This window comes from Sedimenticola hydrogenitrophicus (genome assembly GCF_029017505.1).
Classification (GTDB): domain Bacteria; phylum Pseudomonadota; class Gammaproteobacteria; order Chromatiales; family Chromatiaceae; genus Sedimenticola; species Sedimenticola hydrogenitrophicus_A.
The window spans coordinates 85,612-99,033 of sequence record NZ_JAQGEI010000001.1; the positions used below are offsets into that span (position 1 = coordinate 85,612).

A 13,422-nucleotide genomic window follows, 5' to 3' on the forward strand; every position below is an offset into this window, starting at 1 on the left:
AAAATTAACCGGAAAAGGGTGGGCGGAATGGTCTGAATTTTACCTATCGGGGGACGACTTTTATTCACGGATTTATCCGAACCATAACGAGGGGGAGAGACCAGTATGTTGATTGGTGTGCCGAGAGAGATAAAGAATAACGAGTTCCGGGTGGGCCTGACCCCGGCCAGTGTGCGTGAGCTGACACTCCATGGCCATCAGGTCGTGGTGGAGAGTGAGGCCGGTGCCGGTATCGGCATGGATGATGACGCCTATCGGGCGGTGGGCGCCGAGATCGTGGCGGAGGCCAGAAGCGTGTTCGACCGGGCCGAGATGGTGGTGAAGGTGAAGGAGCCCCAATCCTCCGAGTGCCGCCTGTTGCGCGAGGGCCAGCTGCTGTTCACCTACCTGCACCTGGCGCCCGATCCCAACCAGACGGAACTGCTGGTCAACGCCGGCGTCACCGCCATCGCCTATGAAACCGTGACCGACCGGCGCGGCGGCCTGCCGCTGCTGGTGCCCATGTCTGAGGTGGCGGGGCGTATGTCGATTCAGGCCGGTGCCCAGTGTCTGGAGAAGTCTCACGGCGGCGCGGGCCTGTTGCTGGGCGGGGTGCCGGGTGTGGCGCCGGCCAATGTGGTGGTGATCGGCGGCGGCGTGGTAGGCACCAACGCCATCCGCATGGCGATGGGGCTGGAAGCTCACGTCACGGTGCTGGACCGTTCCCTGCAACGACTGGCGGAGCTGGATCTGCAGTTCGGCGGCCGCCTCAACACCATCTACTCCACCAAGGAGGCGCTGGAGGCCTATGTGCTGGACGCCGACCTGGTGATCGGCGCGGTGCTGGTGCCGGGGGCGGCGACCCCCAAGCTGGTGACCCGCGAGATGCTGGGGCGCATGCGTCCCGGCTCGGTACTGGTGGATGTAGCAATCGACCAGGGGGGCTGTTTCGAGACCTCCCACGCCACCACCCACGCCGATCCCACCTATATCGTCGACAACATTGTCCATTACTGCGTCGCCAACATGCCCGGCGCGGTGGCCCGCACCTCCACCTTCGCGCTCAACAACGCCACCCTGCCGTTTACCCTGGCACTGGCGAACAAGGGCTTCCCCCTGGCCCTGGCGGATGATCCCTATCTGCTGGAGGGGCTGAATGTGCACAAGGGGCGTGTCACCTACGAAGCCGTGGCCAGTGCCCTGGGTTACGACTATCTGCCGGCTCGGGAGGCGCTGGCGCTGTGAGCCCGCCAGCAACCCCGCAAATGGCGGGCATGGCCCGCCCTGCAGGGCACCCAGGGGGCGCCGATCCCGAGGCCGTTTCTTGACACCCCTTTGGCATTGCTTTAGCTTCCAGCGTCTGCTTCAGGTGTCCCCAGGATATCCATCCAGGGGATGAAACGGGAAGCCGGTGCGTTACTGACCCGCTCGGTCAGGGAACAATTCCGGAGCTGCCCCCGCAACGGTAAGCGAGTCACGGCGCATCACTCGGCCACTGCGTAGCGATTACGTGGGAAGGCGGTCCGCCCGGTGGTCACACCATTCGCAAGCCCGGAGACCGGCCTGGAAGCGAGGGCCTGGAAAAAAACTGTTACAGATTGCGCCGGATTTTCGTTTGCCTTCGAGGCACGGCAAGGCGCGCATAGTCGTTCTATGTAAGTCTTGCCGTAACGCCTAAGGCGGGCGAAAAGACCAGCAAGATGTGATAGTTATTTATTGACAGGCCCTTAGTTGGCATCGCGGCGGGCGATGCGCCGGCTATGGGTGGCGACGTCCACCCCGGTCCGTGTTGCTTCCCCTCTGCCATGCCTTTCAGCCACACGATCGGCGCGCGGGTGAGTGCGCCCAAGGAAAACCCATGAGTGAATCCGACAAAGGCGCGCGGCATCGCCGGCGCATGCAGCGCAAGAAGAGCGTGGTGGACAGCGCCATCGCCGAGGCGGACCGGGATCAGGGGCTGCTGCTGGTGCTGACCGGCAACGGCAAGGGTAAATCCAGCTCCGCCTTCGGCATGCTGGCGCGTGCCCTGGGTCACGGCCTGCGGGTCGGCGTGGCGCAGTTTGTCAAAGGGCGCAGCGACACCGGCGAGGAGGGCTTCTTCCGTCGCCAGCCCGGCGTCACCTGGCAGGTGCTGGGCGAGGGGTTCACCTGGGAGACCCAGAACCTGGCGCGCGATATCGAGACTGCCCGGCGCGGCTGGGAACAGGCGCGGGCATTGCTGCGCGATCCGGACCTGGGACTGGTGGTGCTCGACGAACTCACCTATCCGCTCAAGTACGGCTGGCTGGAGCTGCAGACCGTGCTGGACGACCTGGCGGCGCGCCCGCCCATGCAACATGTGGTGATCACCGGCCGTGGCGCGCCCGAGGCGCTCTGCGAGGCGGCCGATACGGTGACCGAGCTGGCCGATCTGAAGCACGCCTTCCGCTCGGGTATCCGCGCCCAGCCGGGGGTCGACTGGTGAGCGTGCGGCGCTGCCCGGCGCTGTTCGTCAGCGCCCCCGCCTCCGGCCAGGGCAAGACCACGGTGACGGCGGCGCTGGCCCGCTTTCATCGCCGCCAGGGGCGGCGGGTGCGGGTGTTCAAGACCGGTCCCGATTTTCTCGATCCGATGATCCTGCAGCAGGCCTCGGGCGCGCCGGTCTATCAGCTCGACCTGTGGATGGGCGGGGAAGCGCACTGCCGGCAACTGCTCCATGCGGCCGCGGCGGAGGCCGACCTGATCCTGGTCGAGGGGGTGATGGGGCTGTTCGACGGCGAACCCTGCAGCGCCGATCTCGCCGCCCTGTTCGGTATCCCGGTGCTCGCCGTGATCGACGGCAGCGCCATGGCCCAGACCTTCGGCGCGGTCGCCCACGGCCTGGCCGGTTATCGGCCGGGGCTGCCGTTCGCCGGCGTGTTAGCCAACCGGGTCGCCGGCGAGAGCCACTACCGGATGCTGCGGGAGAGTCTGGCGCCCGGCCTGAAAGCATTCGGCTGGCTGCCGCGTGACGGCGAGATCGGCCTGCCCGAACGCCACCTGGGGTTGCTGCAGGCGGCCGAGATCACCGATCTGGAGACGCGCATCGAGCAGGCCGCAAAGGCCCTGCGGGAGGTAGACCCGACCCTGCCGCCGGCCGTGCCGTTCGCCGCCGCTTCACAGCCTGGAAGTGGCGTCGGGACACCACTTCGCGGGGTGCGTATCGCCGTGGCCGAGGATGCGGCCTTCGCCTTCCTGTATCGCGCCAATCTGGAACTGCTGCAGGCGCTGGGCGCCGAGCTGGTCCACTTTTCGCCCCTGGCCGACGGCGAGCTGCCGGCGGCCGACGCGCTCTACCTGCCGGGCGGCTACCCGGAGCTGCATCTCGAACGGCTGGCGGCCAACCGGGGGATGAAAGATGCTGTCCGCGCGCACCATGCGGCCGATCGACCGTTGGTGGCCGAGTGTGGCGGCATGCTCTATCTGCTGGAGTCGCTTACCGATGTGCAGGGCCATGGCGCCGCCATGGTGGGCCTGCTGCCGGGCCGGGCAGTCATGCAGCCACGGCTCGCCAACCTCGGCCTGCAGGGGGCGCAACTGGCGGAGGGGGCGCTGCGGGGGCATACCTTCCATCACTCCCGTCTGTCGGCGGGGGACGAACCAGCGGGCTATGCCGCGGCCGCCAGGCATCAGGGGCAGGGGGAGCCGATCTTCCGCCGGGGGCGGCTGCTGGCCTCCTACCTGCACTGGTACTTCCCCTCCAACCCGCAGGCGGCGGCGCGGCTGTTCCTGCCCTGAGCGACGGAGCCAGACTCGAATGGCACTTACTTAAGCCAAGAACTACCGTCATCCCGGCGCAGGCCGGAGGAGTGGTGCAGGGATGCACCGTTTACGGACCAAAGGATGGAATGACGAAAATCCTGCGATTCGCTTTAAGTAAGTGCCATTCGGGTCAGACTCGATTTTTTTCTTCAGATTGCCAAATTGGCTGGGTCATCATCACTATGGACATCGTCAACCGCCACTACCCGCAACGCATCGTCTGCCTGACCGAGGAGACCACCGAGCTGCTCTATCTCCTGGGCGAGCAGGAGCGTATCGTCGGTATCTCCGGTTTCACCGTACGCCCGCCGCGGGCGCGCAAGGAGAAGCCGAAAGTCTCCGCTTTCACCAGCGCCAAGATCGACAGGATCCTCGACCTGGAGCCGGACCTGGTGCTGGGCTTCTCCGATCTGCAGGCCGACATCGCCGCGCAACTGATCCGCGCCGGGGTGGCGGTGCATATCTTCAACCAGCGCAGCGTCGCGGGGATTTTCGAGATGATGTGGATGCTCGGCGCCATGGTGGGTGCGGCGGACAGAACGGCGCGGCTGATCGACGAAATGCAGCAGGGACTGGCGGCAATCGAGCAGTCGGCCAGGGCCCTGCCGCGCCGGCCGCGTATCCTATTCGAGGAGTGGAACGAGCCGCTGATCTCCGCTATTGGCTGGGTCTCTGAGCTGATCGGCATCGCCGGTGGCGAGGACTGCTTCGCCGAACTGGGCCGGGAGCGGTCCGCCAAGGGCCGGATCATTGCCGATCCGACGGAGGTGGTCCGGCGCGCCCCCGATATCATTATCGGCTCCTGGTGCGGCAAACGCTTCCGGCCCGAGCAGGTGCGGGCGCGGGAGGGCTGGGACAGCGTGCCGGCGGTTCACCATGGCCAGCTCCATGAGATCAAGTCCTGCGATATCCTGCAGCCGGGACCGGCGGCGCTGACCGACGGGGTGCGCCAGCTGCACGAGATCATCCGGCGCTGGGCCGCCAGCCAAGACTAAGGGCTCGCGCAGGAATAATTCCACAGCACCGAGGGCGTCACTGGGCCATGCCGGCAAGGCACGCTTTGCAGGCAATGGCCGCTCCCGGCCATCCATGGCCTTCGCGGCATAAGTCCATCCCTGGACAAAGCTGCTCCCTTGCCAAAAAGCGTAACGCCGCAGGCGGGGTCCAGGGGCGACCGAATACCGGAACTTATTCTTGCGCGAGCCCTAACGCCGGCGTAACGGTGCGCCCGCCGCAATCGCGGGTGATGCGGTTCGCAAGCTCACCAGCATCCTACGGCGGGTTGGGTGCAAAGTTATCCTTATTCGCGTTCATTTGCGGCCCGGTTTTCCTTGGTACTGCCGCGCGCGCCAGTGCAATTGCCCGGTCGATGGTCTACATTTGATCTTACAATACAGGGCCTTGTCCAAATCCATGAGCGAAAGCAACCGTATACAGTCCACCATGGTCGATTCACTTTTCGACATTTTCGAGGAGATGTGCGAGGGCGCCATCTCGGTGGATGAGAACGCCCGCATCGTCTGGATCAATGCGAAATACCTGAATCTGCTGGGGGTGGCCGACGAGGACGATGTGCTCGGTCGGGACGTGGCGTCGGTGATCCCGGAGAGTATGCTCGCCCACGTGGTGGAGACTGGGCAACCGATCCTGCTCGACATCATGCGCTTCAACAACCGCCACTTCGTGGTCAGCCGGCTGCCGCTGCATAACGAGGCTGGGGTGGTGATCGGGGCGGTCGGCTTTGTACTCTACGACAGCCTGGACTACCTGAAGCCGCTGATCTCCAAGTTCGAGCTGCTGCAGCAACGGCTCTCCAGCGCGGAGGCCAAGCTGGCCGCCGCGCGGCGTACCCGCTACAGCATTGCCAATATCATCGGCCGCAGCCAGCACATCTGTGATCTCAAGGAGCAGGCGCGCGCGGTGGCGCGGCACACCAGCCCGGTGCTGATCCTGGGCGAGACCGGCACCGGCAAGGAGCTGCTGGCCCAGTCGATCCACTCCGCCTCGGTGCGGCGTCACGAACCGTTCGTGGCGGTCAATCTGGCGGCCGTCCCCGACAACCTGCTGGAGGCCGAGTTCTTCGGTGTCAGTCCCGGGGCCTATACCGGTGCCGACAAGCGCACCGGGCTGGGGAAATTCGCCCTGGCCAATGGTGGGACCCTGTTTCTGGACGAGATCGGCGACATGCCGCTGCAGCTGCAGGCCAAACTGCTGCGGGTCCTGGAGGAGCAGGAGTTCGAGCCGGTCGGCTCGAACGCTGTCCAGCGGGTGGATGTTCGCATCATCGCCGCCACCTCCCAAGACCTGGAGGCCAAGGTGCGGCAGGGCAGTTTCCGTAGCGACCTCTACTACCGGCTCAACGTGCTGCTGGTCGCGGTGCCTCCCCTGCGGGAGCGGCTCGATGACATCAAGTCGCTGAGCGAATATTTTCTCGAAACCATCGCCGCCCGTAGCGGCGATGCCCTCAAGGTGATCGACCCCGATGGCCTGGCGGTGCTCGAGTCCCACAACTGGCCCGGCAACGTGCGCGAGCTCAAGAACACCCTGGAGCGGGCCTGTCTCATGTGCGACAGCGCCGGCCTCTCCGCCGACGGCCTCAGGCCGTTTGTCCCGCACGGGGCCGCGGCCCCCGTCACCGCTGCCGAAACCGGACTGTCACTGCCGGCCCGCATCGCCAGCATCGAGCGGCAGGCGATCAGCCGGGCACTGGAGATGACCGGCGGCAAAAAGGCACCGGCCGCGCGCATCCTGGGGATCTCCCGTTCCCAGCTCTACGACAAGATCCGTGACCACCGGCTGTACGATTAGGCGACACTCTCTGTCGTAAATTCACGCACTGCAATATAGTCCTTTAAAAACAACAACTAAGTAAATTTCCGGGTAAAGCTGTCGGGATTAGCGACAGCGCCGGCCCCTGCCACTTATGTCCTACGATAATCCAACCATTTGTAAATATTGGTTATTTTTTTATTCCGCCACTCTGGCATGTGGGTTGCACCCTTATGCCTCAAGCGATAAGCGGCCGGCCATTTCCTTGGTACGGACGCAGGAAAACGAGGAGGAGTGGAGGGCCCACGACATGGTGCACCGGTGTGCAACCCTGTCTCTCGGGACTAATCCATCCGGTGATTCCTGCTGGCGTTCGCTGCCACTCTCGGCCCGGGTCTGCAGACGCGGGTCGAGGCTATGTTCCGACCTTTTTCAACAACACCAGTGTGGAGGTACGAGATGAGTAGCCTGTATGAGATGAAATCCAACCAACGGGAGATGCTGAAGCGGGCATTGGGTGCGGCGCTGATCGGCGCCGGCCTGGTGCTGGGATCGGCTGCGCAGGCGGCGGAAAATGTGCGCTGGAAGGTGCCGGTCGCCTTCGGTACCAACCTGCCCGCCCTGGGTGACAACATCAACTATGTCGCCGAGGCGCTCAACGCGGCATCGGGCGGCGCGGTCCAGTTCAAGGTGTTCGAGCCGGGCAAGCTGGTCCCGCCGTTCTCGATCACCGACGCGGTCAGGGACAACAAGGTACAGGCGGGTTACACCTGGGTCGGCTACGACCAGGGCAAGATCCCCTCGTCGCCACTGTTTGCCGCCCGTCCCTTCGGCATGGAGCCATGGGAGTACACCGCCTGGTGGTATGAGGGCGGCGGCCAGGCGCTGGGTGAGACCGTGTATGGCGAGCACAACATCCATCCGGTGCTGTGCGGCATCATCGGCCCGGAAACGGCCGGCTGGTTCCGTAACGAAATCAAATCGCTGGATGATCTGAAGGGCCTGAAGATGCGTTTTGCCGGACTCGGCGGGCGGGTGATGCAGAAGCTCGGTGCGTCGGTCACCATGCTGCCGGGTGGCGAAATCTTCCAGGCACTGGAGAAGGGTGCCATCGATGCGACCGAGTTCTCGATGCCGGCGATCGACCAGAAACTCGGCTTCGACCGGGTGGTCAAGTACAACTACTTCCCCGGCTGGCACCAAACCTACACCGCGTTCCACCTGTTGGTGAACAAGGGTGTCTGGGACAAGCTGGACCCTTCGAACCGGGCGCTGATCGATATGGCCTGTACCGCCGGTGTGATACGCAACCTGTCCAAGGGCGAGGCGATTCAGGGGGCGGTTATCGACAGCTTCAAGGCGAGTGGCGTCCATGCCAATCGGTTGCCTGATGAGCTGCTGCGTGAGTTGCAGGAGATCACCCGCCAGGTGATGGTCGAAGAGGCGGCCAAGGACGCTCACTTCAAGACGGTCTACGAGGCCCAGGAGGCCTTCTCCGAGAGCTACAAGAGCTGGAAGAGCCTGGGCTACCTGCCGCGCGACTTCTGATCTGGTTTAGGGCCTGGAAAGAAATAACTGTTACAGATTGCGCCGGATTTTCGTTTGCCTTCAAGGCACGGCAAGGCGCGCATAGTCGTTCTATGTAAGTCTTGCCGTAACGCCGAAGGCGGACGAAAAGACCAGCAAGATGTAATAGTTATTTATTGACAGGTCCTTAACGCCACTGGCCATTAACCGAATGCGACGAGCTCATGGGGGAACGAGATGATGAAACCGGGAACCACACCACCATCAAGCATACCCGAGGAACATGATCTCCTGCATGAGCTCGTCCATCACGCCGAACTGCCGCATACGGCTTTTTCCACCAGGATAGACCGGGTGATACGGGCCATCGGCGCCTCCATCTCCTGGATCTGGCTGCTGCTGGTGGCGATCATCATCACCAATGTTTCCATGCGTTATCTGTTCGGCGAGGGGCGCATCGAGTTCGAGGAGATCCAGTGGCACCTCTATTCCATCGGCTTTCTGCTGGGGCTCTCCTACTGCATGGAGTCGGATGACCATGTGCGGGTGGACGTGCTGTATGAACGCTTCAGTCTCAGGACCAAGGCGTGGGTGGAGCTGTTTGGCACCCTGTTCCTGCTGCTGCCCTTTCTGCTCCTGTTGTTGCGTTACAGCGTACCGTTCTTTAGCTACGCCTGGTCCATCAATGAGGTTTCGGATGCGCCGGGGGGACTGCCGGCGCGTTGGGTCATCAAGTCGTTCCTGATCATCGGCGTTATCCTGCTGATCGTGATCACCTGCTCGCGGCTCTCCCGGGTGACCGCCTATCTGTTCGGCCGGCCGACAGCGCTGCCGGCGGCTCCTGCCAAGACGGAGGAGTGAGGTCATGGCGTTCAATGAGATCCTCTGCATCCTGATGTTCGTGAGCTTTATCGCTCTCCTGTTCACCGGTTTCCCGGTGGCCTGGGTGCTGGGTGGGCTCGCGGTTGTATTTACCGTGATCGGCTGGGCCACGGGCCAATTTACCGATCTCATGGCGGATTCGTTCTACGCCATCGACTGGGCCTACACCTCGGCCGTGGTCGACCGCATCTGGGACGTGATGAAGAACTGGGTGCTGGTGGCCCTACCCATGTTCATCTTCATGGGACTAATGCTCGACCGTTCCGGCATCGCCGCCCAGCTGATGGGCAATTTCGTCAAGCTGTTCGGACGCATGCGCGGCGGCTATGCGGTGACCGTCGCCCTGATCGGCATCCTGCTGGCCGCCTCCACCGGCATCATCGGCGCCTCGGTGGTGCTGTTGTCGCTGCTCGGCCTGCCGGTGATGCTGGAGAACAAGTACCGGCCATCGTTCGCCGCCGGTACGGTCTGCGCGGTCGGTACCCTCGGTATTCTGATCCCGCCGAGCATCATGCTGGTGCTGATGGCCGACCGGCTGGCCATTTCCGTGGGTGATCTGTTCCTCGGGGCGCTGATCCCGGGGGTGCTGCTGGGCACCATCTACATCGCCTACATGGTGGTCTTTGCCGCCCTGGTGCCGGGGGCCGCGCCGGCCCCGCAACACACTGACCCGATCACCTGGCGACTGGTGTTGGGTGTGCTGTGGGCGGTGCTGCCGCCGGCCGGGCTCATCCTCGCGGTGCTCGGTACCATCTTCATGGGCCTGGCGACCCCCACCGAGGCATCGGGCGTCGGTGCCTTCGGCGCCATCCTGCTGGCCGGGGCCAATCGCCAGCTGAACCTGGGGGTGTTTCGTGAAGTCTGTCAACAGACCACCCGGACCACCGCCTTCATCTTCGCCATCTTTCTCGGTGCCACCGCCTTTTCCCTGGTATTCCGCGGCCTGGGTGGAGATGAGCTGATCGAGTCCGGATTGACCTCGCTGCCCTTCGGACCCACCGGCATCGTTATCGCCATCCTGTTTTTCACCTTCCTCCTGGGTTTTTTCCTCGACTGGATCGAGATCACCCTGATCATTCTGCCCCTGGTCGGTCCGGTGGTGCAGGGCCTGGGCTTCGACCTGGTCTGGTTCACGGTGCTGTTCGCCGTCTGCCTGCAGACCTCGTTCCTGACACCCCCGGTCGGCTTCGCGCTGTTTTATCTGAAGGGGGTGGCGCCGAAGAGCATCACCGTGGCGCATATCTACAAGGGCGTGCTGCCGTTTATCGCGCTGCAGCTGCTGGGGCTGGCCCTGGTATTCGTCTGGGAGGATCTGGTGACCTGGCTGCCGGGTCTCGCCTACGGCAATTGACAGTGATGCGGTTCGCCTTACCCACCGCATCCTAAGGGTTTTCTGGATAGCTACCGATGGGCGTTGAGCGTAACACCACGCCTTCACAGCAGGGGGAAATGACCATGTTGGCCTTGATTCAAAAAATTCTCTACGCGACCGACCTGGGTGCCAATGCACCGACGGTATTCAACTATGCGGTAAGCCTCGCCAGGAGTTTTCAGGCGGAGATTCATCTCCTGCACGCCATCGAGCCATTGGGTGCCACCGGCCGAACCCTGATGCGTAGCGCGGTACCGGAAAAACAGCTCGATGAGCTGGAGCGCCAGGGCCTGGCAAAGGTACGGAAAGAGATTCACCGGCGGCTCACGGAGTTCGCCAAGCGTGAGCTGGGTACGGCCGATGAGCGAGCGACGCTGGTGAGCAAGATCGTCATCGCCGAGGGACAGGCCGATACGGTGATCATCGAGCAGGCCAAACAGATCGGTGCCGACCTGATCGTCATGGGTACCCACAGCCAGTCCCCCCTCGATCGGGTGCTGCTGGGCTCGGTCGCCCGCAAGGTGACCCATCTGAGCCCCATCCCGGTACTGCTGGTACCCATTCCAGGGGAACGCTGAAACCTACGGAGGCGTATATGTCGAAACTGGTGCTCAAGACAGAGATTGACGCGCCGCCCGGGGTGGTCTGGCAGACCCTGCGCAACTTCGCGGCCACCACCAACTGGCACCCCTTTGTTGAACAGCGTTACACCTGTGACGACGCCGCCCGGGTGATGGTCTGTTCGCTAACGGAGAGTCCCTTGCCGATCGAGGAGTGTTCAATCGAAATCCGCGTTACCGACAATGGCGCGGGTGCCTCCTCCATCTCCTGGACCGGTGTGTTCTCCACCAGCAGTGAGCATGAGATGGCGGCGGTCAAGGAGCTGCACCGGATCCTGCATGGCCGTATCACCCAGCTCGAGGCGATGCTCGGCGGTACCAACAAGGGGTAACACCTCAATAGTGGCGGTTCAGCGTAACGGGACAACCATGATCGAAGCGACGGCCGCTGCGGCCCGCGAGGAGGGCAGGTGCGTAACAAGGTAGTCTCACTGGAGGATGCGGTCGCCATTATTCAACCGGGCGATACCCTCTGCACCTCCGGTTTTGTCGGTATCGGTACCCCGGACGAGCTGTTGGAAGGCCTGGAAAAGCGCTTTATCGACAGCGGCTCGCCGCCCGACCTGACCCTGATCTTCGCCGCCGGGCAGGGTGACGGCAAGGAGCGGGGGCTCAACCGGTTGGGCCATGACGGGTTGCTGAAACGGGTCATCGGCGGCCACTGGGGGCTGATCCCCAAGGTGGGCCGGCTAGCCATCGAGGGCCGCATCGAGGCCTACAACCTGCCCCAGGGCTGCATCTCCCACCTGTTCCGCGATATCGCCGCGGGCAAGCCGGGCACCCTCAGCCGGGTCGGCCTGGAGACCTTTGTCGACCCGCGCCACGGCGGTGGCAGGCTGAACGATATTACCCGGGAGGAGATCGTCAAACTGATCGAGATCGAGGGTGAACAGCTGCTCTTCTACAAGGCCTGCCCGATCAACGTGGCGCTGATCCGCGGCACCACGGCCGATCCCTCCGGCAACATCACCATGGAACGCGAAGCCCTGCTGCTGGACAACCTGGCCATGGCCATGGCGGTGAAAAACTGCAACGGTGTGGTCATCGCGCAGGTGGAGCGCATCGCCCGCCAGGGCTCGCTCGGCTGCCGCGACGTGGTGATCCCCGCGCCCCTGGTGGACTGTATCGTGGTGGCGCGCCCGGAGAACCACATGCAGACCTATGCCACCCACTATTCGCCCGCCTATTCGGGAGAGATCAGCGTGCCGCTGGAGGGCGTGGCACCCCTGCCGCTGGATCTGCGCAAGATCATCGCCCGGCGCTGCGCCCTGGAGCTGCCGCCGAACGGGGTGATCAATCTCGGCATCGGCATGCCCGAAGGGGTGGCGGCGGTGGCGGTGGAGGAGCGGGTGCTCGACCTGCTCACCCTGACCGCCGAACCCGGCATCATCGGCGGCATGCCGGCCAGCGGACTCGATTTCGGTGCGGCGGTGAATACCGAGGCGCTGATCCATCAGAACCAGCAGTTCGACTTCTACGACGGCGGCGGTCTCGACCTGGCCTGCCTGGGCATGGCCGAGGCGGACCGCCAGGGCAGCGTCAACGTGAGCCGGTTCGGTCCCAAGCTGGCGGGGGCCGGCGGCTTCATCAATATCAGCCAGAATGCCCGCCGCCTGGTCTTTGCCGGTACCTTCACCGCCGCTGGCCTCGATGCCGTCGTGGAACGTGGCCGGCTATAGATCCGCCAGGAGGGGCAAGCGCGCAAGTTCCAGCAGGCGGTGGGGCAGGTCACCTTCTCCGGCCCGCTGGCGGCGCGGCGTGGCCAGCCGGTGCTCTACGTGACCGAGCGCTGCGTGTTCCGGCTCAACGAGGACGGCGCCCTGGAGCTGATCGAGATCGCCCCCGGGATCGAGCTGGAGCGGGACATCCTGGCACACATGGCGTTCCGCCCGGTCATCAACGATCCCCGGCCGATGGATGGACGCATATTCCGCGCTGAGCCGATGGGGCTGAAGTCGATTCTGCTGGACCTGCACCTGGACGACCGCATCGGCTACGACCCGCACCGCAACCTGCTGTTTCTTAATTTCGAAAACATGCATATCCACGACAGCGCGGATGTGGCGGCGGTGCGCCAGGCCGTCGAGGCGCGCTGCCGGGAGATCGGCAGGCGGGTCGATGTGGTGGTGAATTATGGTGGCGTGCGCATCGATGACGAGGCGACGCAGGCCTACGCCGCCATGGTGCAGGATATGGAGGCGCGCTATTACGCACGTATCTCCCGCTACGCCACCAGCGCCTTCATGCGCATGAAACTCGGCCGGATACTGACCCGGACGGTGGCGCCCCATGTGTTCGAAAGCCGCGCCGAGGCGCAGCATTTTCTCGACCGGATCGAGGCGGATCGGCCGCCGGCGTGATGCGGCGGGTGCCGCGGATTCCGCCGCCGTGGGTAGCACCAGAATAATTGTGGTATTCTGCCGGATAAGCGATTTTCCTTGTCCTGTTGGTTTTTGATCAGCGAGCATTGGCTCCCGATCAAAACAACAGTTT

Annotated in this window: 12 protein-coding genes and 1 riboswitch; all 12 genes read left to right on the plus strand. The window is 63.9% G+C overall.

What is annotated here, in order from left to right; genetic code table 11:
• Window positions 1-105 precede the first annotated feature (105 nt).
• The 12 genes from ald to O9K64_RS23590 all read left to right on the plus strand — a co-directional run bounded on the left by ald (window position 106) and on the right by O9K64_RS23590 (window position 13,289).
• Entirely contained in the window at window positions 106-1,224 is a 1,119-nt protein-coding gene (gene ald, locus O9K64_RS00355; RefSeq protein WP_275096079.1) for an alanine dehydrogenase, read from the plus strand.
• Window positions 1,225-1,329: 105 nt separating this feature from the next.
• Window positions 1,330-1,561, plus strand: a riboswitch (cobalamin riboswitch).
• Between the two features lie 276 nt (window positions 1,562-1,837).
• Window positions 1,838-2,443, plus strand: coding sequence for a cob(I)yrinic acid a,c-diamide adenosyltransferase (gene cobO, locus O9K64_RS00360; RefSeq protein ID WP_275096080.1), 606 nt, complete (start codon window positions 1,838-1,840; stop codon window positions 2,441-2,443).
• The gene (locus O9K64_RS00365) at window positions 2,437-3,735 is read left to right on the plus strand and encodes a cobyrinate a,c-diamide synthase (RefSeq protein ID WP_305792977.1); all 1,299 of its coding nucleotides are present in this window, start codon (window positions 2,437-2,439) and stop codon (window positions 3,733-3,735) included. Before cobO ends, O9K64_RS00365 begins: the two co-directional genes overlap by 7 nt.
• 206 nt (window positions 3,736-3,941) lie before the next feature.
• A complete protein-coding gene (locus O9K64_RS00370) occupies window positions 3,942-4,754 on the plus strand; it encodes a cobalamin-binding protein (protein WP_275096082.1) in 813 nt (270 codons plus the stop codon).
• Window positions 4,755-5,172: 418 nt separating this feature from the next.
• On the plus strand, window positions 5,173-6,567 hold the full coding sequence (locus O9K64_RS00375) for a sigma-54 interaction domain-containing protein (protein ID WP_275096083.1): 1,395 nt from the start codon (window positions 5,173-5,175) through the stop codon (window positions 6,565-6,567).
• Between the two features lie 420 nt (window positions 6,568-6,987).
• Entirely contained in the window at window positions 6,988-8,076 is a 1,089-nt protein-coding gene (locus O9K64_RS00380) for a TRAP transporter substrate-binding protein (RefSeq protein ID WP_275096084.1), read from the plus strand.
• Window positions 8,077-8,292: 216 nt separating this feature from the next.
• On the plus strand, window positions 8,293-8,916 hold the full coding sequence (locus O9K64_RS00385; protein ID WP_275096085.1) for a TRAP transporter small permease subunit: 624 nt from the start codon (window positions 8,293-8,295) through the stop codon (window positions 8,914-8,916).
• 4 nt (window positions 8,917-8,920) lie between these two features.
• Window positions 8,921-10,288 (plus strand): TRAP transporter large permease, encoded by a 1,368-nt coding sequence (locus tag O9K64_RS00390; protein ID WP_275096086.1) that lies wholly within the window; start codon window positions 8,921-8,923, stop codon window positions 10,286-10,288.
• Window positions 10,289-10,392: 104 nt separating this feature from the next.
• A complete protein-coding gene (locus O9K64_RS00395; RefSeq protein WP_275096087.1) occupies window positions 10,393-10,887 on the plus strand; it encodes a universal stress protein in 495 nt (164 codons plus the stop codon).
• Window positions 10,888-10,904: 17 nt separating this feature from the next.
• Window positions 10,905-11,261, plus strand: a complete 357-nt coding sequence (locus O9K64_RS00400) for an SRPBCC family protein (protein ID WP_275096088.1) — start codon at window positions 10,905-10,907, stop codon at window positions 11,259-11,261.
• Window positions 11,262-11,339: 78 nt separating this feature from the next.
• The gene (locus O9K64_RS23585; RefSeq protein ID WP_335342205.1) at window positions 11,340-12,608 is read left to right on the plus strand and encodes an acyl CoA:acetate/3-ketoacid CoA transferase; all 1,269 of its coding nucleotides are present in this window, start codon (window positions 11,340-11,342) and stop codon (window positions 12,606-12,608) included.
• A gap of 39 nt (window positions 12,609-12,647) precedes the next feature.
• Window positions 12,648-13,289 carry a hypothetical protein gene (locus O9K64_RS23590; RefSeq protein WP_335342206.1) on the plus strand — a complete coding sequence of 214 codons (642 nt, stop codon included), beginning with the start codon at window positions 12,648-12,650 and terminating at the stop codon, window positions 13,287-13,289.
• Window positions 13,290-13,422 lie beyond the last annotated feature (133 nt).

Bases quoted from the DNA above. Each gene is read 5' to 3' on its own strand.
- O9K64_RS00395 (WP_275096087.1), top strand. From the start codon at position 10,393: ATGTTGGCCTTGATTCAAAAAATTCTCTACGCGACCGACCTGGGTGCC.
- O9K64_RS00390 (WP_275096086.1), top strand. From the start codon at position 8,921: ATGGCGTTCAATGAGATCCTCTGCATCCTGATGTTCGTGAGCTTTATC.
- ald (WP_275096079.1), top strand. From the start codon at position 106: ATGTTGATTGGTGTGCCGAGAGAGATAAAGAATAACGAGTTCCGGGTG.
- O9K64_RS00375 (WP_275096083.1), top strand. From the start codon at position 5,173: ATGAGCGAAAGCAACCGTATACAGTCCACCATGGTCGATTCACTTTTC.
- O9K64_RS00385 (WP_275096085.1), top strand. From the start codon at position 8,293: ATGATGAAACCGGGAACCACACCACCATCAAGCATACCCGAGGAACAT.
- O9K64_RS00400 (WP_275096088.1), top strand. From the start codon at position 10,905: ATGTCGAAACTGGTGCTCAAGACAGAGATTGACGCGCCGCCCGGGGTG.
- O9K64_RS00380 (WP_275096084.1), top strand. From the start codon at position 6,988: ATGAGTAGCCTGTATGAGATGAAATCCAACCAACGGGAGATGCTGAAG.
- O9K64_RS00370 (WP_275096082.1), top strand. From the start codon at position 3,942: ATGGACATCGTCAACCGCCACTACCCGCAACGCATCGTCTGCCTGACC.
- cobO (WP_275096080.1), top strand. From the start codon at position 1,838: ATGAGTGAATCCGACAAAGGCGCGCGGCATCGCCGGCGCATGCAGCGC.